Origin of the sequence: Clostridium sp. KNHs205 (genome assembly GCF_000702945.1) — a bacterium.
Lineage (GTDB): Bacteria > Bacillota > Clostridia > Lachnospirales > Lachnospiraceae > Anaerocolumna.
Genome location: NZ_JNLE01000003.1, coordinates 627,259 through 647,639 on the forward strand (window position 1 = coordinate 627,259; position 20,381 = coordinate 647,639).

Annotated in this window: 19 protein-coding genes; 14 read left to right on the plus strand and 5 right to left on the minus strand. The window is 41.2% G+C overall.

Going from position 1 to position 20,381, the window contains the following annotated elements:
- Window positions 1-22 precede the first annotated feature (22 nt).
- The 5 genes from BR73_RS0102740 to BR73_RS0102760 all read left to right on the plus strand — a co-directional run bounded on the left by BR73_RS0102740 (window position 23) and on the right by BR73_RS0102760 (window position 4,669).
- The gene (locus BR73_RS0102740; RefSeq protein ID WP_033164303.1) at window positions 23-1,204 is read left to right on the plus strand and encodes a MalY/PatB family protein; all 1,182 of its coding nucleotides are present in this window, start codon (window positions 23-25) and stop codon (window positions 1,202-1,204) included.
- A 162-nt stretch (window positions 1,205-1,366) separates the two neighbouring features.
- Window positions 1,367-2,200, plus strand: a complete 834-nt coding sequence (locus BR73_RS0102745; RefSeq protein ID WP_033164304.1) for a transporter substrate-binding domain-containing protein — start codon at window positions 1,367-1,369, stop codon at window positions 2,198-2,200.
- 19 nt (window positions 2,201-2,219) lie between these two features.
- On the plus strand, window positions 2,220-2,912 hold the full coding sequence (locus BR73_RS0102750; protein ID WP_033164305.1) for an amino acid ABC transporter permease: 693 nt from the start codon (window positions 2,220-2,222) through the stop codon (window positions 2,910-2,912).
- 92 nt (window positions 2,913-3,004) lie between these two features.
- A complete protein-coding gene (locus BR73_RS0102755) occupies window positions 3,005-3,700 on the plus strand; it encodes an amino acid ABC transporter permease (RefSeq protein WP_081848514.1) in 696 nt (231 codons plus the stop codon).
- Window positions 3,701-3,916: 216 nt separating this feature from the next.
- Entirely contained in the window at window positions 3,917-4,669 is a 753-nt protein-coding gene (locus tag BR73_RS0102760; RefSeq protein WP_033164307.1) for an amino acid ABC transporter ATP-binding protein, read from the plus strand.
- Between the two features lie 47 nt (window positions 4,670-4,716).
- Here the strand turns inward: BR73_RS0102760 and BR73_RS0102765 are convergent, their stop codons facing one another.
- Complete coding sequence (locus tag BR73_RS0102765; RefSeq protein WP_033164308.1) at window positions 4,717-5,190, minus strand: iron dependent repressor, metal binding and dimerization domain protein; 474 nt, start codon at window positions 5,188-5,190, stop codon at window positions 4,717-4,719.
- Window positions 5,191-5,477: 287 nt separating this feature from the next.
- Between BR73_RS0102765 and BR73_RS28600 the strand changes: the two genes are divergently transcribed.
- The 8 genes from BR73_RS28600 to BR73_RS0102800 all read left to right on the plus strand — a co-directional run bounded on the left by BR73_RS28600 (window position 5,478) and on the right by BR73_RS0102800 (window position 14,647).
- The gene (locus tag BR73_RS28600; protein ID WP_156034573.1) at window positions 5,478-5,642 is read left to right on the plus strand and encodes a hypothetical protein; all 165 of its coding nucleotides are present in this window, start codon (window positions 5,478-5,480) and stop codon (window positions 5,640-5,642) included.
- 27 nt (window positions 5,643-5,669) lie between these two features.
- On the plus strand, window positions 5,670-6,698 hold the full coding sequence (locus BR73_RS0102770; RefSeq protein WP_033164309.1) for an iron ABC transporter permease: 1,029 nt from the start codon (window positions 5,670-5,672) through the stop codon (window positions 6,696-6,698).
- A complete protein-coding gene (locus tag BR73_RS0102775; protein ID WP_033164310.1) occupies window positions 6,695-7,711 on the plus strand; it encodes an iron ABC transporter permease in 1,017 nt (338 codons plus the stop codon). The genes BR73_RS0102770 and BR73_RS0102775 overlap by 4 nt, the downstream gene beginning before the upstream one ends.
- 242 nt (window positions 7,712-7,953) lie before the next feature.
- The gene (locus BR73_RS0102780; RefSeq protein WP_033164311.1) at window positions 7,954-8,775 is read left to right on the plus strand and encodes an ABC transporter ATP-binding protein; all 822 of its coding nucleotides are present in this window, start codon (window positions 7,954-7,956) and stop codon (window positions 8,773-8,775) included.
- Window positions 8,772-10,496 carry an ABC transporter ATP-binding protein gene (locus BR73_RS0102785; protein ID WP_033164312.1) on the plus strand — a complete coding sequence of 575 codons (1,725 nt, stop codon included), beginning with the start codon at window positions 8,772-8,774 and terminating at the stop codon, window positions 10,494-10,496. The genes BR73_RS0102780 and BR73_RS0102785 overlap by 4 nt, the downstream gene beginning before the upstream one ends.
- A 490-nt stretch (window positions 10,497-10,986) precedes the next feature.
- Window positions 10,987-12,729 carry a molecular chaperone DnaK gene (dnaK, locus tag BR73_RS0102790; RefSeq protein ID WP_033164313.1) on the plus strand — a complete coding sequence of 581 codons (1,743 nt, stop codon included), beginning with the start codon at window positions 10,987-10,989 and terminating at the stop codon, window positions 12,727-12,729.
- A gap of 305 nt (window positions 12,730-13,034) precedes the next feature.
- Window positions 13,035-13,961 carry a cysteine synthase A gene (gene cysK, locus BR73_RS0102795; protein ID WP_033164314.1) on the plus strand — a complete coding sequence of 309 codons (927 nt, stop codon included), beginning with the start codon at window positions 13,035-13,037 and terminating at the stop codon, window positions 13,959-13,961.
- Between the two features lie 119 nt (window positions 13,962-14,080).
- Window positions 14,081-14,647: a PadR family transcriptional regulator gene (locus tag BR73_RS0102800; protein ID WP_033164315.1), complete on the plus strand. Its 567-nt coding sequence runs from the start codon at window positions 14,081-14,083 to the stop codon at window positions 14,645-14,647.
- 37 nt (window positions 14,648-14,684) lie between these two features.
- On the opposite strand, the gene BR73_RS27045 is transcribed toward BR73_RS0102800, so the two are convergent.
- The 3 genes from BR73_RS27045 to BR73_RS0102815 form a co-directional block, all read right to left on the minus strand.
- Window positions 14,685-16,205, minus strand: coding sequence for a hypothetical protein (locus BR73_RS27045; RefSeq protein ID WP_051684917.1), 1,521 nt, complete (start codon window positions 16,203-16,205; stop codon window positions 14,685-14,687).
- Entirely contained in the window at window positions 16,195-17,832 is a 1,638-nt protein-coding gene (locus BR73_RS0102810) for a hypothetical protein (RefSeq protein ID WP_033164316.1), read from the minus strand. The genes BR73_RS27045 and BR73_RS0102810 overlap by 11 nt, the downstream gene beginning before the upstream one ends.
- 116 nt (window positions 17,833-17,948) lie before the next feature.
- The gene (locus BR73_RS0102815; protein WP_051684918.1) at window positions 17,949-18,395 is read right to left on the minus strand and encodes a MerR family transcriptional regulator; all 447 of its coding nucleotides are present in this window, start codon (window positions 18,393-18,395) and stop codon (window positions 17,949-17,951) included.
- Between the two features lie 208 nt (window positions 18,396-18,603).
- Here BR73_RS0102815 and BR73_RS0102820 point away from each other — a divergent pair, with 208 nt between their 5' ends.
- Window positions 18,604-19,428, plus strand: a complete 825-nt coding sequence (locus BR73_RS0102820) for an acyltransferase domain-containing protein (RefSeq protein ID WP_033164317.1) — start codon at window positions 18,604-18,606, stop codon at window positions 19,426-19,428.
- Window positions 19,429-19,619: 191 nt separating this feature from the next.
- On the opposite strand, the gene BR73_RS0102825 is transcribed toward BR73_RS0102820, so the two are convergent.
- Window positions 19,620-20,381 carry a hypothetical protein gene (locus tag BR73_RS0102825; protein WP_033164318.1) on the minus strand — a complete coding sequence of 254 codons (762 nt, stop codon included), beginning with the start codon at window positions 20,379-20,381 and terminating at the stop codon, window positions 19,620-19,622.

The window sequence follows — 20,381 nt, forward strand, 5'->3', positions numbered from 1 at the left end:
AAGGCAGAAAGGCGGAAAAAACATGGGTTTTTACGATTTTGACAAAAAGCTCGACAGGGAAAATACCAGTTCCGTGAAATGGAGTTTTATTAAAGAACATACGGGAGTAGAGGATGCAATTCCTTTATGGGTGGCAGATATGGACTTTGAAACCGTTCCGGAAATCATAGAAAAGCTGGCAGAACGGGCACAACATGGGATTTATGGCTATACGGCCAGAACCGAGAATTATTACAGGGAACTGATAAAATGGTATGGAAGAAGACAGGGATTTCATATCAGGAAGGAATGGATTACTCACAGTAGCGGTGTCGTGAATGCAATTTATAATATCATCTACGCCTTAAGTGAAGAAGGAGAAGGAGTTATAATTCAGCCTCCCGTTTACCATCCTTTTGCCAGAGCTATAGCTTTGACAGGAAGAAAGGTCTTAAACAATCCGCTTATTATAAAGAATGGTAGATATGAGATAGACTTTGAAGGCCTGGAAATCATATTGAAAGAGGGGAAAGCCAGACTGCTTCTGCTCTGTAATCCGCATAATCCTGTAGGCAGGGTATTTACCTATGAAGAATTAAAACAGCTCGGTGAGCTTAGTATCAGGTATGGTGTAACCGTTATATCCGATGAGATCCATTCGGATTTTATCTATAAAGATCAAACCTTTGTACCCTTTGCCTCTGTCTCTGAGGAACTGGAACAGAACAGCATCATCTGTACGGCACCCAGTAAGACCTTTAATCTGGCGGGATTATCTACCTCTAATATTATTATACCAAACAAAAATTTAAGAGGGCGTTATGATAACTACTGTGAGTTACGAGGAGTTAAGTCCTTTAATATCTTTGGGGCAATTGCCTCTGAAACGGCGTATCAGTACGGCGAACCCTGGCTTGAGGAACTGCTGGTGTATCTGGAGGAGAACAAGGATTATGCAATATCCTACTTACAGACTTATCTGCCGGAAGTAAAGGTTATAAAGCCGGAAGGAACTTACTTTTTGTGGGTGGATTTCAGTGAGCTTGAATACAGTAAAGAAGAGCTGGAGGAGTTTCTTATCAAAGAAGCAAGGATTTGGCTGAATCAGGGATATATCTTTGGGAAAGAAGGAGAGGGCTTTGCAAGAATTAATCTGGCCTGCCGGAAAGATACCCTGAAAGAAGCTCTTGGAAGACTGCAACAGGCAATAAAAAAAGCGGCATAAGTTATTTCTTAAATAAGGCTTGGAAGAGGGCATAATCCAGAATATTTTATTTTGAAAGAGTGAAAGAAAATATTGAATTGAAAGGCAGCCACAGAAATATTCCTTCACTCCAATGAAAAGTGGCGGTATCGCAGTATAACAGCGATATACAATGGTGCAGATATGATAAATGGAAAGAAACTTTTAGCAGTGGCAGGACTCGTATTCTTAGGAATATTGGCAGCAGCCTGTTCTAAATATAAGGAAACAGAGGAAACCTCTTCTAATAATAACGCGGATGCCAAGACTATAGTGGTAGGAACCGGTTCCTCCTATGAACCTTACTGCTATCTGGATGAGAACGGGAAGCTCACAGGATATGAGATAGCTGTTCTAAATGCAGTGGATGATCTGCTGCCCCAGTATAAGTTTGATATTCAGATATTTGAATTCAAGAATATTGCAGTAGGTATTGATGCCGGACAGATTGATCTTGGAGCCCATCAGTTTGAGGAAAACGATGAAAGAAGGGAGAAATATCTGTTTTCGGAAGAAGCCTATACCATCTATGATAACTATGTGGCAGTAGCCATTGATAGGGAGGATATTAACGGAATTGATGACCTGGCAGGTAAAAAGGTAAAAGCCTCTACGGGCGGTAACAACGTTGCTTATAATTTGGAGAAATACAATGAAGAGCATCCGGAGGCTCCTCTTGATATTATCTATTCCTCTGAGACTACGGAACAGTTAATCAGCAATCTGGAGAACGGCACTTATGACGGAACCGTGCTGTTAGACAGAAATGTTGAAAGATACAATGAGCAATACGGTGAGCGGTTAAAGATAGTAGGGGAGCCTTTTACCAAGTCCAATACCTATTACCTTTATCCAAAGGGAAATGAAGAATTGCAGAAAGCAGTGGACGGAGCCTTAAAGCAATTAAAGGAAGACGGAACTCTGGCAAAGTTGTCCATAGAATATATCGGTAAAGATTATACACCCAAGAACGAATAAAGAGAAAGGAAGTAGGTAAATGGGGCCCTTTTTCTCTCTCGACAGGGTATTTGAATATTTTCCTATAGTACTAAGGGGATTTCCGGTAACCGTAAAAATTGTACTGGTAGCAACAGCAGCCGGACTTATCTTTGGAACTTTGCTGGCCTTTATAAGGATATACAAAGTACCTGTATTAAATCAGCTGGTGCTGCTCTATATATCATTTGTAAGAGGAACGCCTCAGCTGGTGCAGCTGTTTATTATACTCTACGGGCTGCCGCTGCTTGTCTTTAAAGCTACTGGGCTGAATATAAACAGGTGGGATAAATTATTCTTTGTATTGGTTACATATAGTTTAAATGAAGCAGCTTTTTTCTCGGAATATATCAGAGCAGCTATCCTGGCTGTACCCAAGGGGCAGACGGAAGCCGGTTATTCCGTAGGTTTGACAGGGAGTCAGACCTTCTTTCGTATTATACTTCCCCAGGCAGCAAGAATTGCCCTGCCAGGACTTGGAACCAGCTTCATATACCTTTTCCAGGGGACTTCCCTGGCGTATCTCATTGGTATCTTTGATATCATGGGGCAGGTAAATGCCATCGGAGCCCGCACGCATCACTTTATTGAAGGTTATGTCTGTGCAGGTATCATATTTATTATAATAAGCGTCATACTGGAGAAGGTACTTCACAGGGTAAATAAAAGGCTTGCCTACGGAGCACCAGAGTGATAGAAAATTTATGAAAGGATGCCACTTAAGATTCTTTCACTCTTTATCAGTGGCAATATTGCAGGTCTGCCAGGGATATGCAATGGGTATAAATGATGAATATCCAACCGGAAGAAATATATAAAAGCTTTCTCTATGCCCTTCATTATGTACCGGTTACTTTATATGTGACCTTTATTCCGCTGTTACTCTGTATTATTTTTGGTGGAATCATAGCACTCCTGCGGGTTTACCGTATTGCCGTGCTTTCCCCTGTACTTGATTTCTTTGTCAGTGTTATAAAGGGTATCCCCACCATTCTTTTTCTGGTGATAACCGGACTGCTCTTTGCTACCAGGTTCGATGCATTGGCAGAGGCACTGAAGCTTGGTATTCGGGCAAAAGACGTAAATGCTGTGTATTTAGCTATCTTTGTATTAACCTTTACTCATATTCCTGCTCTGTCGGAATCCTTTCGCGGTGCTCTTTTATCGGTTGCGAAAGGGCAGTATGAAGCAGGCTATTCTGTAGGTATGACAAAACCCCAGACGTTCTTTCGGATTATCCTGCCCCAGGCCTTTTATGTAATCCTGCCCGGTCTTACCAATAATACCATCGGGTTATTAAAAGGGTCATCACTGGTGTATATGATTGGAGTAACGGATATTCTGAACAGCGCCTTAAAGCCGGCCAATGCTACCTATGCTTTTCTGGAGTCTTATATAGCGGCTGCAATTATTTACTGGATATTATGTATAGGGATAGAAGGTATTGGCAGGGGGCTGGAGGCTTATTTTGGAAAGTTTTGAAGAGGAGCTGCTTGTGAGAATGTAAAGTAGAGAGGTAAATATAGGAGAAATAAAGTAAGTAAAGTAAGTAAAGTAAGTAAAGAAGGTAGATAGCAAAAACAAGCTAAGCTATTTAAGAATTTGCAGTTAGTTCATAACCGTAATGGATACTCCATTGCAATACATCTGTATTTTAACTGGCTGTACCAGCTAGATGACAGGAGGAGAGAGAATAAGATGATTGAGCTTAAGAATGTGCAAAAGGCTTTTGGCAGAAACCAGGTATTAAGAGGAGTTAACATTAGAGTTGAGCATGGGGATGTGGTGGTAGTCTTAGGCCCCAGCGGATCGGGAAAAACTACGCTGCTAAGATGTATTAACTTTCTTGAGAAGGCAGAGGAAGGCTCTCTTCGTATAAATGAGCAGGAGGTTAATTTTAAGTCTGCTTCCAGAAAGCAGATACTGAATATCAGAAAACAAACAGCCTTTGTGTTTCAAAATTATAACCTGTTCCAGAATAAGACTGCCCTTGAAAATGTCACCGAGGGGTTAATAACCGGGCGTAAGATTTCAAAAAAAGAAGCGGAGGAAAGAGGCAGAGAAGCACTTAAAAAGGTGGGTCTTACGGAGAAAGAGAACTACTACCCCCAACAGCTTTCAGGAGGGCAGCAGCAGAGAGTTGGCATTGCCAGAGCAATTGTACTTAATCCTGAGGTTATTTTATTTGACGAACCCACCTCAGCACTTGATCCTGAACTGGTGGGGGAGACACTTAAGCTGATACGGAAAATTGCAGCAGAAGGAATTACCATGATTGTTGTTACCCATGAGATTGCTTTTGCTTCTGATGTGGCTAACAAGGTGGTATTTATGGATGACGGTACGGTAGTGGAAGAGGGACCTCCAAAGGATATCTTTACGAATCCCAAAGAAGAGCGTACCAGGCAGTTTTTAAAGAGGATACTGCCGGAGAATAATTATTCTATTTGATATTGGTATTTAGTTGTAGAAAGGTGTTGTGTTGTTAAGGTGGTAATTTAGCGTTCATGCTGCTTAGCCTGAAATTGCCTGTAATCAACTAACAACTCTGGTCTGCTCTGAAAGAAGTCCAATAAATCCTGAATTCCGCAAAGTATTTCTTCGTTCAGTGTATGCTCGATCTTTTCCGTCTCGTCCAACAAGCCGTCCTTAATATTCAGAAATCTCAGGAATTCCTCTACCAGATTATGGCGCAGTAAAAGAGCCTTTCCTCTGATTTTACCGGAAGGTTCAAGGGTTATAACTCCATATTTTTCATATTTAATAAAATGCATTTCCGCAAGTTTCTTAACCATACTGGTAACAGAGGGGGGCTGTACATTTAATGCCTGAGCCAGATCACCGGCTCTGGTATATCCGCTATCCTTTGCCAGACGGTATATCATTTCTAAATAATCTTCCGCTGAAGGGGAGAGATCTTCATGCTCATTTCGAAAGTATTCTCGGAAAGTGTAAAATTCTTGGTCTGGCATGATAGTAATATCCTTAGGGCTATTTGTTCATTATATGTTTGAAACAGACCAGTAAGAAGTAAAATGACTGGATAAATTCTTCTAAAGTATAAAAATGCAACTCATTATGATATTCCCGGATATAAATAGGAAGTGTACTGCCATATAACATAGCAATAAGGATATAATCCAAAATGTGATAAAACAACTCCGAACTGGTAACATTAAATTATCTGAAATTATAGTAAACAAGGGAGTATAGATAACTTTATCATTTTTTAAGTTCTGCCATGAACCAGACCTAAAGATTGACAGTAAAAATAAATCATGCTAAGATTACCAACGAGTTAGAAGTATCTAACATAAAACTGGCAACCCGTGTCAGGTATATCTTAGTAATAATAATTGGAATGATATTATCCCGGATTGCTCCTATTGGAAGCGGTTTCAAAGGTGCTTCCGGAGAGTATTAAGAAATAGAAAAAGAAAGGATTGCAACAATGGAACATTCCCACACAAAGCAGCAGCGTAAAGGTTCTGCAAATTTTGCGCTGATTATGCTGGCAGGGTTAGGATTACTGGTATTCATGACGGCGTCGTCGATTTCCTTCGGCGCCGCCAATATGCGTTTAGCCACCGCATGGGAGGCGGTTTTCCGTTTTGACCCTAATATAACCGAACATCAGATAATTCGTACCCTGCGATTCCCAAGAACAGTAGCAGATATCATAGTTGGCTGCAGCCTTGCTATCTGTGGAGCTTTAATGCAAGGTACTACCAGAAATCCGTTAGCCGATTCAGGGCTTATGGGTATCAGCAGTGGCGCTACCTTTGCTATGGCTTTATGTATGGCTTTTCTGCCCAGCAGAACTTACGGACAGGTCATGCTATTTTCCTGCCTGGGAGCAGCTCTGGCTACCAGTATGACATATTTCATCGCATCATTTGGAAGAAGGGGAATGACACCTCAGCGTCTGGTCCTTGCAGGTATCTCCATATCCATGCTCTTCGGTGCTTTTAGCCAGTACATATCAATTCGTTACAAATTGGGACAAGCTCTTGCTTACTGGACTGCGGGAGGTACGGCAGGCGCCAAATGGAGTGAGCTTGCGGTGGTTGCACCATTTTTCGTTGCAGCTGTACTAGCCTCCCTTGCATTGTCGCCCTCTGTTACGGTATTGAGTCTGGGGGAAGATGTGGCAATGGGGCTTGGTCTAAAGACTGGGTTGGTAAAGGGAATATCAACCATAATCGTACTGGTTCTGACAGGACTTTCTGTAATTGTAGTAGGTCCGGTAGGCTTTGTAGGACTGATTACACCTCACATTGTCCGTTATATGGTAGGTGTAGACTACCGTTATATTATACCTGCCTCCGGATTATACGGAGCTTTGCTGACTGTCTTTGCAGACCTTGCCGGAAGGCTTATAAACAAACCTTATGAAACGCCTATCAGCGTTATCTTTGCAGTGGTAGGAGTGCCTTATTTCCTCTTTCTTGCCAGAAAGCAAAGGAGGGAATTTGAATGAGAAAACAACAACGGTTTAGCATAAAGCACGGAATCAACGTCATCCTGATAATGCTTGTTCTGATGCTTATCATAGCAGTTATCAGTATTAACTCCGGTAAGATGAATCTGTCCCCTTTGGAGGTGCTTAATGTAATACTTGGTAAAGGAACTGATAGGGAGAATCTTATCGTATTTGAATTCCGGCTACCAAGAATAATTCTTGCCGTACTTGTAGGAATCGGTATGGGAATTTCAGGTTGTATCATGCAGAGTTTATTACGAAATGATATGGCAAGTCCCGGTACATTAGGTATCAGCTCCGGTTCCGGACTTTTCGTGCTGCTATTTGTAGTGTTTATTGCTTCTAAAGGAAGTTATTCAGCTATAACGCTGCCTTTACTGGCCTTCATCGGCGGTTTGACGGCAGCAGCTTTGATATACCTGCTGTCTTACCGTAAAGGTAAGGACATTTCCCCGACAGGTCTGATTCTGACAGGTGTAGCACTCTCCAGCGGTTACGGTGCTGTGACGACACTTCTTACCCTGAAGTTAGACCAGAACCAGATGGACTTTATTCAGCGTTGGAGTGCGGGAAGTCTGTGGGGAGATGACTGGAAGTATCTTGCCATTCTTGGACCCTGGACTCTGATCCTCTGCATCTATGTGTTCTACAAATCCAGAATGCTCAATACCCTGCATCTTGGCAACCAGACAGCAACGGGACTTGGCCTTGCGGTTAAAGCAGAGTTTCTCGGCTTGTCCATCGCAGCGGTGGCACTTTCTTCGGGAAGTGTTTCTCTGGGCGGTAACTTTTTCTTTGTGGGAATGATAAGCCCCCATATGGCCAGAAAACTGGTAGGACCCAATCATAAGCTTTTGCTGCCGGCGTCCTGCTTCTCAGGAGCTATTATCGTACTTTTGGCAGACACCATAACCCGAACCATAAGTCTGGGTACGGATGTTCCAACAGGTATCGTAATTACGGTGCTAAGTACACCGTATTTCTTATATCTGCTGGCTAAAGCAAACTAAGTTCTGTTCTCATTATCAGATAGTCTTGGTTAGCCTCAGTAATGATTAATGAGACTTTATGCAGCGCCGCTGTAATAGAAGTCTTCAGATAATAGAAGTCTCCAGAATATATTAAAAACAGCTTAATTTAGAACTACTTATATCTGCTTTATGGGTGAGATTCCTGCAAGATAAAATGAACTCTTTTAACAACGGAACAGATAAGCTCCAACTAATGTTTGGATTTCAGGAAAGAGGATTATATGAACAGTATTTCCACAGAAAAATTAGATATAGCCTATGATGATACCCTTATCGTAAAGGCACTGGATATGAATATTCCACACGGAAAGATCACCTCCATTATTGGACCTAACGGCTGCGGTAAATCCACTGTATTAAAAGCAGTAGGACGTATCCTGAAGCCGAAGACCGGCCTGGTATATTTAAGCGGAGATGATATCCGCAAATTATCAACAAAAGAAATCGCTAAAAAGATGGCAATACTGCCCCAGACCCCTACAGCTCCAAGCGGCCTTACCGTAAGTGAACTGGTGGCTTACGGACGATTTCCCCATCAGAAGGGTTTCGGTAAGCTGATGCCTGAGGACAAAAAGATCATTCAGTGGGCCCTTAAGGTAACAAAGCTTACAGAATTTGAACATAGGGAAGTAGATACTCTGTCCGGCGGGCAGCGCCAGAGAGTATGGATTGCCATGGCTCTTGCACAGCAGACGGACTTAATATTGTTAGATGAACCAACTACTTATCTGGATCTGGCTCACCAGATGGAGGTATTAAAGCTGTTGTATGATTTAAACCGCAGACAGGGCTGCACCATTGCAATGGTGCTTCACGATCTGAATCTTGCAGCACGTTTTTCCGATTATATCATTGCGATTCGATCTGGTAAGATCATTAAGCATGGAACACCGGAGGAGGTAATGACGCCAGAAGTATTAAAAGAAGCTTTTTCCATTGATGCTGAGATTGTGCTTGAACCAAGAACCGGCAAACCCGTCTGCCTTACCTATGATCTTTTAAACAAAGAAGAAACAGAGGAATTGGAGGTGGCAGGACTATGAAGACCTCTTTTCGTATTTTGAAAGAGGCCAGAAAGTACTGGCTATATTTAATCATCGCATTTATATCACTGGTAATCTCGACGATTGCCGGATTTTATACACCCTGGGCGCTGAGAGAACTGACCAGCCTTGCTACGGACGGCAGCAGTAATTTTGCCGCAGAGGCCCTTCGTATCGGACTCTTCCTTTTAGCAGCCACAGCGCTGCAGGCAGCGGGAAGCTCTGCATCGGGTTATCTGAACCATTATGCAGCACTTCATTATGTAGCGGACCTGCGTACAAGGCTCTATAGGAAGCTGCAGCATATGAGCCTTCGTTATTTTCACAAAAGCCGCACCGGTGATCTGACCGGAAGAGTGGTAAATGACGCTATGGATGCAGAAATCCTGTTAGCCCATGTTATACCGGATTTTGTGGTAAATATTCTGACCTTTATCGGTGTAGGCGCACTGCTATTTAACATTAACTGGCAGCTGGCATTAATGAGTCTTATAACAATCCCTATACTTTTGGGAATTACTGTCTGGCAGAGCCATCATGTTACACCGGTTTGGAAAGAGAATTCCAGAGTAAGGGGAGAGCTTTCCGGAACGGTGCAGGATAACTTATCGGGTATTAAGGAAATTCAGATCTTCAATCAGCAAAAGCATGAGGAAGAAAAGGTATCCGGGCTTTCACTTAAGCATAGTATGGCATATCTTAAGGCCAGCTTCTTCTTTGAGACTACTTACCCTCTTCTGGCTTTTATAACTGCACTTGGAACTGTTATCGTGGTTGTTTATGGCGGACATCTGCTGGGAAAAGGCGAAATTGCCATCGCTGATATTGTCGGTATTGTTATGTACCTATCTATGTTCTACGGTCCGGTAAAAAGCTTCTCCGGCCTTGTGGAACGTGCCGGTGAAGCCGGAGCCGGATGCCGCAGAGTTTTTGAGGTCATTGATGAAGTTCCTGATGTTAAGGAAAAGAAAAATCCCGCTGTACTTCCCCGGATAAAAGGAGATATTCAATTAAAGGATCTGTCCTTCTCCTACAATGAGGAGATTCCGGTGCTTCAAAAAACCAGTCTGAATATCAGTGCGGGACAGACAGTGGCATTGGTTGGAACCACAGGTGTTGGTAAAAGTACAATTGCTAATCTCATTAATCGATTTTATGATCCCCAGGCTGGAGCAGTCGTTATTGATGGTGTGGATATAAGGGATGTAACACTTTCAAGCCTTCGTGATAATATCTCCATGGTATTGCAGGATACCTTCCTATTCAACGGTACAGTATATGAGAACATTGTTTATGGATGGAAAGAAGCCACCAGAGAGGATGTAATGGCGGCTGCTAAAGCTGCAAATGCTCATGACTTTATCGAGAAAATGGAAGAGGGTTATGACACAGTAATCGGAGAACGTGGTGTACGCTTATCCGGCGGACAGAAGCAGCGTCTCTCCATTGCAAGAGCCATTTTGCGTAATTCGCCTATTCTGATATTGGATGAAGCAACTTCTGCACTTGATACCAAGACAGAGCAGGAAATCCAGGCAGCACTGGATGAGATATCAAAGGAGCGAACAACACTGGTTATAGCTCACAGACTTTCCACGATTCGCCATGCAGACCTTATTGTTGTACTGGAGGGTACAGGTATTGCGGAACTTGGCACCCATGATGAGCTTATGGCTTGCGGAGGGATTTACTGCAGACTTCATGAAGCGCAGTCTTCATAAAAAAGCTTAAGGCTGCTATATAATCTTGATAAAGAAATAATATAGCAGATAGAAGTTAAATAATAATTAGATAAGTATAGCTGATATATGAAGCATAAGTAGACAACAGAAAAGCAATGATAAGAATGAAAATAACGAAATAGTACAGCAATTAAATAAGGTGGTTTTACCCTGGTCAATATGGTAAAGCTACCTTATTTTTTGTATGTTCGATCTTATTTACCATATACCCATATTATTATTATTTTAAATTACTAACCGTTAAAGGAAATCAATCTTTTCATAAATAAAATATTTAATAATTTGTTTATAATCCCATAATTGACAGAAATGCACCATAAAGGGTAATATGACAGTCAGATGCAGATGATTTAAGGAATATAGTAATGCGAACAATTTTACTAGTGTAATTATAATAATGCTTAAACATGAAAATTTAAAAATAAATTACCAATAAAAAGAATAGATTTCAAAACCACGGAGGACATGAATGGGTAAGATAATCGGTATTGATTTAGGTACAACAAACAGCTGTGTAGCAGTTATAGAAGGAGGAAAACCGGTAGTTATAAATAACGGTGAAGGACAGAGAACTACTCCTTCTGTGGTAGCTTTCTCAAAAACCGGAGAAAGACTGGTAGGAGATATGGCGAAACGCCAGGCAGTTACCAACGGAGAAAGGACCATAGCTTCCATTAAGCGTCAGATGGGCACGGATTACAAGGTTAATATTGACGGCAAGAAATACACACCCCAGGAAATTTCTGCCATGATTCTCGGCAAACTGAAAAAAGACGCCGAAAGTTATCTGGGTGAGACCGTTACAGAGGCAGTTATTACAGTTCCGGCTTATTTTAATGATGCACAAAGACAAGCCACCAAAGATGCAGGAAGAATAGCGGGGTTAAATGTACTGCGTATTATCAATGAACCTACGGCTGCAGCATTGGCTTACGGTCTGGATAATGAAGGAGCACAGAAAATCATGGTATATGATCTGGGCGGCGGAACCTTTGACGTATCTGTAATCGAAATAGGCGGAGGTGTTATTGAGGTTCTGTCAACCTCAGGCGACAACCGATTGGGTGGAGACGATTTTGATGAAAGGGTAACCGACTATTTGGTACAGGAGTTTAAAAAAGCGGAGAAGCTTGATCTGTCAAAAGATAAGGTTGCTTTAGGACGTCTGCGGGAAGCGGCGGAAAAGGCGAAGAAAGAGCTGTCAGCAGCCACCAGTACCAATATTAATCTTCCTTTCATTACTACAGATAAATCTGGTCCCAGACATTTGGACATAAACCTGACTCGTGCAAAGTTTGATGAGCTTACCCATGATCTTGTGGAAAGAACTGCAGTACCCGTACAGAATGCTCTAAATGATGCCGGATTAAAACCCGCTGATTTACACAAGGTGCTGTTGGTAGGTGGTTCTACCAGAATTCCTGCGGTACAGAATAAAGTCAGGCAGTTAACGGGAATGGAATCCAGTAAGAACCTAAATCCCGATGAATGCGTGGCCTTAGGCGCCTCCATCCAAGGAGGAAAGCTGGCAGGAGAAGCAGGACTGTCAGAGATTCTTTTGTTAGATGTCACTCCTTTATCCTTATCTATTGAAACCATGGGAGGAGTGGCGACAAGACTTATTGAGAGGAACTCTACCATTCCCACGAAATACAGCCAGGTATTCACCACAGCCGGAAACTTTCAGACTTCGGTGGACATTAAGGTACTTCAGGGAGAGCGGCAGTTTGCCAAAGATAATAAGCTGATTGGTAATTTTAAGCTGAATGGTATAAAGCGTGCCATGCGTGGGGTTCCCCAGATAGAGGTTACTTTTGATATAGATGCCAACGGTATCTTAAAGGTTTCCGCAAGAGATATGGATACCGGCAAGGAGCAGCATATTGTTATTACTGCCAGTACCAACCTCTCTGAAGATGAAATTGAAAGAGCCATACGAGAGGCAGCGCAGTATGAGTCCGGTGATGATGAGAGAAGGCAGGCCGTGAATATCAGAAATGAAGCAGAAAATCTCATCCTTCAGGCAGAGTCTGCCCTTGCTTCCAGAAAAAAGGAACTGGACAAAGGCAAAAAGAAGGAGATTAAAGAAAGCCTTGCAGAATTAAAGAAAACTGTTGGAAAGACAAAACTCGGTACCATTTCCAAAGATGAAGCAGACAGAATTGCGGCAGCAAAAGAACGTTTGGAATATACTGCTGCAGAGATTCTGTAAGTACTGAAATATTTAAATAAAATAATGAAAAAAGCTTAAATACTTTTGTTTTGGTTTACGAATGATGAAAATCATTTCAGATAAACAATAAAAGATTTTAAGCTTTTTTTATTGTAATAAAGCTCTATTTAGCGGTCAAATAATTCTTTGATTAGTCAGCAAATAAATAGTTGACTAATAATGGGTTGTCATAGTAATATACTAATATATATTAGTAGTAATAAATATTAGTTAAAACGATAAGTAGGTAATTATGAATTAAGACTGTGAATTAAGACTGTATCATTTTATTAGGAGGTGTAATTATGAAACTTATTGCAGATAACCTAACCGAACTTGTAGGCAATACACCGCTGCTTCGTCTGAGAAATTTCAGCAGCGGATTGCACACAGAAGTAATTGCAAAGCTTGAGTATTTTAATCCGGCAGGAAGTGTAAAAGACCGTATAGGGCTTGCAATGATTGAAGAAGCTGAAAGACAGGGTGTACTAAAGGAAGGTTCGGTAATAATTGAGCCCACCAGTGGTAATACGGGTATTGCTCTGGCATTTGTAGCGGCTGCAAAGGGATACCGAATTATAATTGTCCTGCCTGAGACTTTCAGTGTGGAAAGGCGTAAGCTGTTAACTGCGCTGGGCGCTGAGCTGATATTGACCCCAGGTGGAGATGGGATGCCCGGTGCGATTCGTAAAGCGGAAGAGCTGGCAGGAAGTATACCTGATTCTTTCATCCCGCAGCAGTTTAAAAATCCTGCTAATCCGGAGATTCATAGAAGGACTACGGCGGAGGAAATATGGAGGGATACAGAAGGTAATATTGATTTCTTTGTAGGAGGAGTTGGAACCGGAGGAACCATTACCGGAGTCGGAGAAGTATTAAAGTTAAGAAATCCGAAGATGAAAGTTATAGCTGTTGAGCCTTTTGATTCTCCTATTCTTTCTGCTGGCAGAGCCTCCTCTCATAAGCTGCAGGGACTGGCCCCAAGCTTTATACCGGAAGTATATAACCCAAAAGTAGCTGATGAAATTATTCAGGTTAAGACGGAGGAAGCCTTCGAAGCTTCCAGAAAATTAGCCAGGAAAGAAGGACTGCTGGTAGGAATATCTTCAGGGGCAGCTGCTTTTGCTGCTTCTATTGTGGCAGGAAGACCTGAGAACACAGATAAACGTATTGTTGTGCTGCTACCAGATACGGGTGAAAGATATCTTTCCACTTCATTATATGAGGAGTAGTATTGATATTAAGATGAGAGAACAAAAGAAAATAAATAATTAAAATAGTATTAAAATAGCAATGTTACATAAAACCAAGAAACAAAAAAGTAAATTCACTTCACTTATAAGGAGCTGTTATGCTGTCTAAATTATCAAAATATGTTATGGGGTTATTGCATAAAAGACCCATGAACCCTTACGAGCTGACAAAACTCTCAGACATGGAGGTAATACAGAGCTGGTTTCCAATGACTTCTGCTTCCCTTTACACTACTATAAAGAATTTGGAGAAAAAGGGGTACATTACCGGTGAAATCCTGCAGGAAAGTAATTATCCCGCTAAAACAAAATATTATCTTACGGAAGAAGGAAGGCAGGTATTAATAGAGGATTTGGCAGAAGGACTGGCCTCTTATGAAGCAGAGGCCAGTAACTTTGGAATCGGAATCTTTCATATATGCTCACTTCCGAAAGGGGAGGCGCTTTTAAGAGCGGAAGAAAGATTGACCTTATTAAGGAAGCTGCATTCTGAGTCCCAGGATTCACTTTCCAGATACCTTGATAAAATTCCGTTTAATATGAAAATGATGCTTTCCTATAAATTGAATCGTATAGAAATGGAGATTACTACGACGGAAAGCCTTATTGAAGAAATAAAAAAAGAGGAAAAATGGGAAGCTTCCTTTACCCAGTTCTTAAAATAAGCAACTACACCTGTTAAAATAAAGTGTAAGAACTAAGTCAGGAGCCAGAAGATTCCTTCATAACTTCCTGATACAAATCTAAGGCATGCCCTGTCTTAAGGGGTTCGCCCTCGATTAAACGGAAGCATCTGTCGCCACCTTCCTCTCTGTCTGCTCTTAAAAAGATATTTTCACTTTGCTTCTTACGATAAAGGCTATGACTGAACTCATAATTATGTGTAACGAAGAGACAGGTAATTCCGCTGTCTCCTATACCGCTAAGGAGTTCCTTTGCCAGATAGGCCGCATCGTAATCGGTAGTAGTTGCAAAAGTCTCATTTAACAGCAGCAGGCTGTCAGGAGTTATCCTATTAACAATGTCGTGAAGCTTTAACAATTCCTGTTCCAATAAACCGTGTTTCAAGCTGGAATCTTCATCCTCTGGAAAATGGGTGAAGATACTCTGATAAATATTGCAGACATACTGGCTGGCAGGGGTAAAATAACCACTTTGTGCCAGGAGCTGTGCAGTACCGAAGCTTCTGAGAAAGGTTGTCTTACCGCCCTGATTTACTCCCGTGATGATATAATTGCTGACACCTTCATAGGAAATACTGTTGGCTACTGCAGAACGGTCCTTTATTACCAGAAACAGGTCATACAGTTCAGAGACCTTTAAGACCTTGGAGCCTTCTGAAAATTCAGGAAAGCAAGTCTTAATTCCACGTTCCTTCAGGAAATTATATAGATTCAGAGCACCGCAATAAAAGCCGAATTGATATTTCAACTGCTCTAACTGGTGCTTCACAGTATAGTTAAAATCACTTACCGTTTTTAGAATCCAGGTAAGACTGGCATCTATGATTTCCCGTACTTCGTTTTCAATGGTAGTAGTCTCGATTTTAATTTCATGGAATTTATCTGACTTAAGAACGAAGGACAACAACCCTTTCTTTTCCTCGGAGGAGCCTTCGTTATCAAGAATACGAAGCAGTGACATGTCGGACATTTTAAGCCCCTTACCAAGATGGGCGCCTACAGAGACAGCATCGGTTTTCTTTAAGATTGATAAGGAATGAAGGAAAGCTTGCACCTCCTTAAGAAAGTTATCCGTGTAATAGCCGGTAAATTCACGGCAGAAGGAAAGAAGTGCTTCCGAAGTAAATTTGTTTTCTCTTCTTAGACTGCCGCTGATATTTTCCAGATAAGCAAGAGCTGCCAACGCTGTTTCAACCTGAGTCAGAATCTTCTTGGGTACCGGAATGATGTAATTATATTTTAATTTTGTAGAATCATCGTAGGTCTGTATCTTATCTAAGGCCTGACAAGCCCATTGGTAGATTTTATAAAATAAATCAAAATGGTTGATTGCGTCCCTTAAAACGGAGTGGCGTTTTGATAGCTCTGATTTCTGAGTGGCAGGCATCATCATCTGTTTACAGCTTATTTTTCGCAACTCCTCATCGCCAGCTGCAATAATATCTAAAAGCAGATTAAGCTTTAAATCCCGCAGGAGAAGTTTGCTGTCTGTCTTAAGTCTCTGGGCGTCATTATCAGTCGCTATAAGTTTAATCTCCATTGGCTATACGCTCCTTTATCTGTGTTCCTGACAGGCAGTATTTTAAGGCGATATCAATTGCTCTGGCACTAAGTGCTGCCTCCCCTGGACGAATTCGATAGGTTCTTTCATAGCCATCTTCTTCTCTGGCAGAGGCTATTAAGCTTATCATATCTGCCTGCAGCTTTGCCAGTTCCGGAACATGAGTTACACAAAGTACGGTACCGGCTTTGGCAAAGATTTTCGGAAGCAGCAGACTGGTCAGATCGAAAGCATCCGCTGCGGTTGTAGATGAAAACATTTCGTTAAGAAGGTAGAGGCAGTTGGTTGGTGCTTTATCAAGTATTTCTTTTAAGTGGTGCAATTCCTCCTGCAATTTACCGTTGTTTACCAGGTGATTTTCCTCCACGGTAAAATGAGTATGGATACCGTTAAAGTGTGGCAGCAGAGCCTTTGTGGCAATTACCGGCATACCAAGCATTGCAAGATACGCGGTCTGTCCGACACTTCTTGCATATGTTGTCTTACCGCCCTGATTTACTCCCGTTATAAAAGCACCTTTATTACTCTCCGCCAGTAGCAAGTCATTCACAGCAACCTCCCTGTGTTTTCCGGCTGCCAGAGCAAGACCGATATCGCATATTCCTTCCAGGTGAAGGCTCCTGGTTTCCGTGAATTCCGGATAAGCCAACAAGAAGCCTTTCTCCCGCAATTTGGAAGCAAGCATATGTCCGGATAGATAGACTTCAGATTCTTTGTAAAGCCTTTGCAGGATATCATTTGTCAGAGGTCTGTCAGAAGCGGTGAATTCCAGGCATTCTTTGCGAAGCTTTGGATACTCTTTCTCCACCAGTGATATGAGTTTACTTTCAAAAGGATTTAACCCAGGCTGGTTAAAAAGACGGATGGAATTACGGCTGTGCTCCTGAATACGGAACACCTTCTCAAGGTTGCTACCGAAATCTTCAGTAACTCCTGTATTCTCATGAAAATATACTTTAACAGTATTTCCTGCCATAGTTAGGGTAAAATGGATACTTTCCAGCTTTTCCTTTAAACGGGTGGCTTCCATATAGAAATCGTTATAACCGTCTCTGTTCAGGAAAGCGGTAAGATGAGAGAGCAGGGAAAGGAAAGCCCGGGATTTAACCTGTTCCTTTAAAACATCATATAACCTGCGGGCAGACTCATAATGCAGTAAGGCAGCATCAATATAATACTTGCTTTTTTGAAGCTGGGAATCTGAATTGTGCCGGTATTCAAGTAACCGCTCTGCTTCTGTAAAGTCGTTTCGAAAAGCAGTTAGACCCTGTAAGACCAGCAGATTATCAAGGTCTTTATAGATTTCCTGCCGATAAGTGATCTCAGAGAGAGTTTCCGGAAAACTAAAGTAATAATTCTTTAGTTCTTCTGTAAGATGTTCATCCTTATCAGGAAGAAATACCGCTTCCAGATTCAGATCCTGGAAAAAGCAGGGCAGATTTCTGCCGGCTTCTGCTACTTCTTCTGACACAACCATTCTGGCACCTACAAAGTAAGTCTTCTTTTCAAGCTTTTGCTTTGCACGGTAATATACTTGATTTTCGGACTGTTTTTTTGCTGAATATTCCTGTTCCCGATTCTCGTAAAATAAACTAAAATACGTCATAGCTTCACCTCCTGAAATAAGTGTAAACTATGACGCATGTGTAGGGTCAATCTTAATTTTACAAGCAGCAGACTTTTTTAGGACGGTGGACACAGGTGCGTTTATCAGGGATTATTTCATAACCATAGAATATCTGAGAAATCCTGTTCCAGCTTGTCGTTTTCAAGGCAATAGATCCTTGAAAGATTGTAAGCCTCTTCTTTTGCACCCGGCTTTTCAGGCTCAGCAGCAAGGTGTGACAGCATGTTGGTGATGTTTTCGTTATTATAGGCAAGAATCTGGATACAGCGGTCATTCTCTGCCTTCTTTTCCTGGAGCTTTTTCATAACGGCCTCTTTTGAATAGCAGTCTGCTTTTAAATCCTTGATATCAGCCAGGGAAAAACCCAGTTTTTTAAAACTGATTATAGTATTCAGCTCTTTCAGCTGCTCGGAATCATAATAGCGGTAGCCGTTAGACGAATCAACCTCAGCCGGTGCCAGAAGGCCAAGCCGGTCATAGAGATGAAGTGCACGTACTGAAATATCACTAAAGTCTGCAAATTCCTTAATTTTTAACAACATATGGAACCCCCTGTAAAACCACTCTTCCAGCTGGAATATTTCGTAAGTATATTCATATAGTAATACATTCAGGAGAGCTTTTCAATACCTTATAATATCATAGAATGAGGTATAAAACACTGTTCTGCCTTCTGCTTTAATACTGTTGAAAGTGTGATATGGTACATGTTATACTGAAACCATATTATTGGGGAATAGGAGATTCTATATGACTTTAAAGGAACTTTGCATTGGTATCGGCATGCCAGAGGAAGTAACGGAGACCGTTCTAAGGATTTATAAAGAACAGGATTATTCTGCATTAAAGGCAGTGACTGATAAGTTATACAACCGTAGGGACTGGGAGACAGCCCTTGAGGAAATAAAGAAAGCTTTAGGTAAAGATGATAAAGGTTTAAAAATGCTGACGTTGCAGCTGGTAACCGGACTTAATACCTATAAGCTCTATGAAGAGAAAGGAATCAGTCAGAATATATTCTTTGATACCTTTCAATGCTTTTCCAGATTCGTTGGGGAGCATATGGTCAGCTATCATACATATGGTTTTGACAGGGAATGGTGGACGCCCAGACAGATATCCATGGAGGAGTTCCGCTTGGGAGAACTGGAATTTGAAATGGAGAACTGGAAAGGTGAACGGGTAATCAGTGTACACATACCTTCTGATGCCAGGATAACCAGGGATAACTGTCTGAATTCTTATGAACAGGCACAGGAATTCTTTGCCAAGTACTATCCAGAAATGAAGTACCGTTATTTTATCTGCGATTCCTGGATGCTTTCACCGGGATTAAGGGAGGTATTACCTCCGGATTCCAGAATTCTTCAGTTCCAGGCGGATTATACCCTTGAGGAGTGGAATAAGGAAGATACCTCTTATATGGAATGGGTGTTTAAGAATTTAGATTTACCTTTTGATGAATTGCCGGAAGAGACATCTTTACAGAGAAATATTAAGAGGTTTATAAAAGAAGGGGGCTTTCTGGGAAGCGCTTTTGGATATATGGAAAAACCAGTATTCTGTAGAGTTTAATAATTTTATGAGCAACCCGCAGGACCGTACTCAAAATAGGTTTCTGCGGGTATAATGAATTTTTGTGGTATATTTTTCTCTGAATTAGAGAGGCTGCGCCTATAATAATAGAGTACCCCCTTTGTTTGTTCACTTCCGTTTGCTCACTGGCTCACCCTGTTATTCCAAGCATTATTCTGCTGCTGCAATTATTAACGATTATATAATACTTTTTCCAATACATTATAATTGTCAGGAACTATACCTGCACCATTGAAGGATACGATTGTACCGTCTTCAAACTCTGCACCTAGATGCCACCAGCTTGCCATCCCGGATTCACTATCATCGGAATACATATAATCCCATTTCCAAATTTCTGCTACTTCCAGAGCCTTAATTATATCATTTTTTTGCTCTTCCTTTAATTCAGTTTCTTTATCAGCTTTTCGTATGTCACTATATAGATTAGCTGTATTGTAGGAATCATAGATAATTCCTTTTTCAAAATCTATTACAAAAGAGGTTCCTCCGGTATCTTGCTGGTCGGAAACAGTCAAATATTTTATACTTGCCGTATCTGGAAATTCCCCTGTAAATTTTTCTGCATTTATCAAATAGGAGAAGTCATATTTTTCTTCCGTCTTTTCTTTTAACATCTGTTCTTGTAGTCTTTTTAAATCAATGGTTATATAGGATAAATTTTTTAAATTTTGTTTTACCTGCAGGAAATAATCTTCTGTCAATTGAAAATATGATACTAATTCCTCCAGATCATAGTTTTCGACATCTTCTTCTGTAAGTTGAAATGTCTCAAGTATGAAAGCTTTTGTTGCTAAAGGTTTCTTATCTGCTTCTTCCTGTGAACTTTGTATACTTTCCACTTTTTCATCTCCTTTCATTTTTTCTGTTGCACAACCGGTCAGAAGTAGGCCAATAATAGCTGAGAACATAATAATTTTTTTAGTATACAC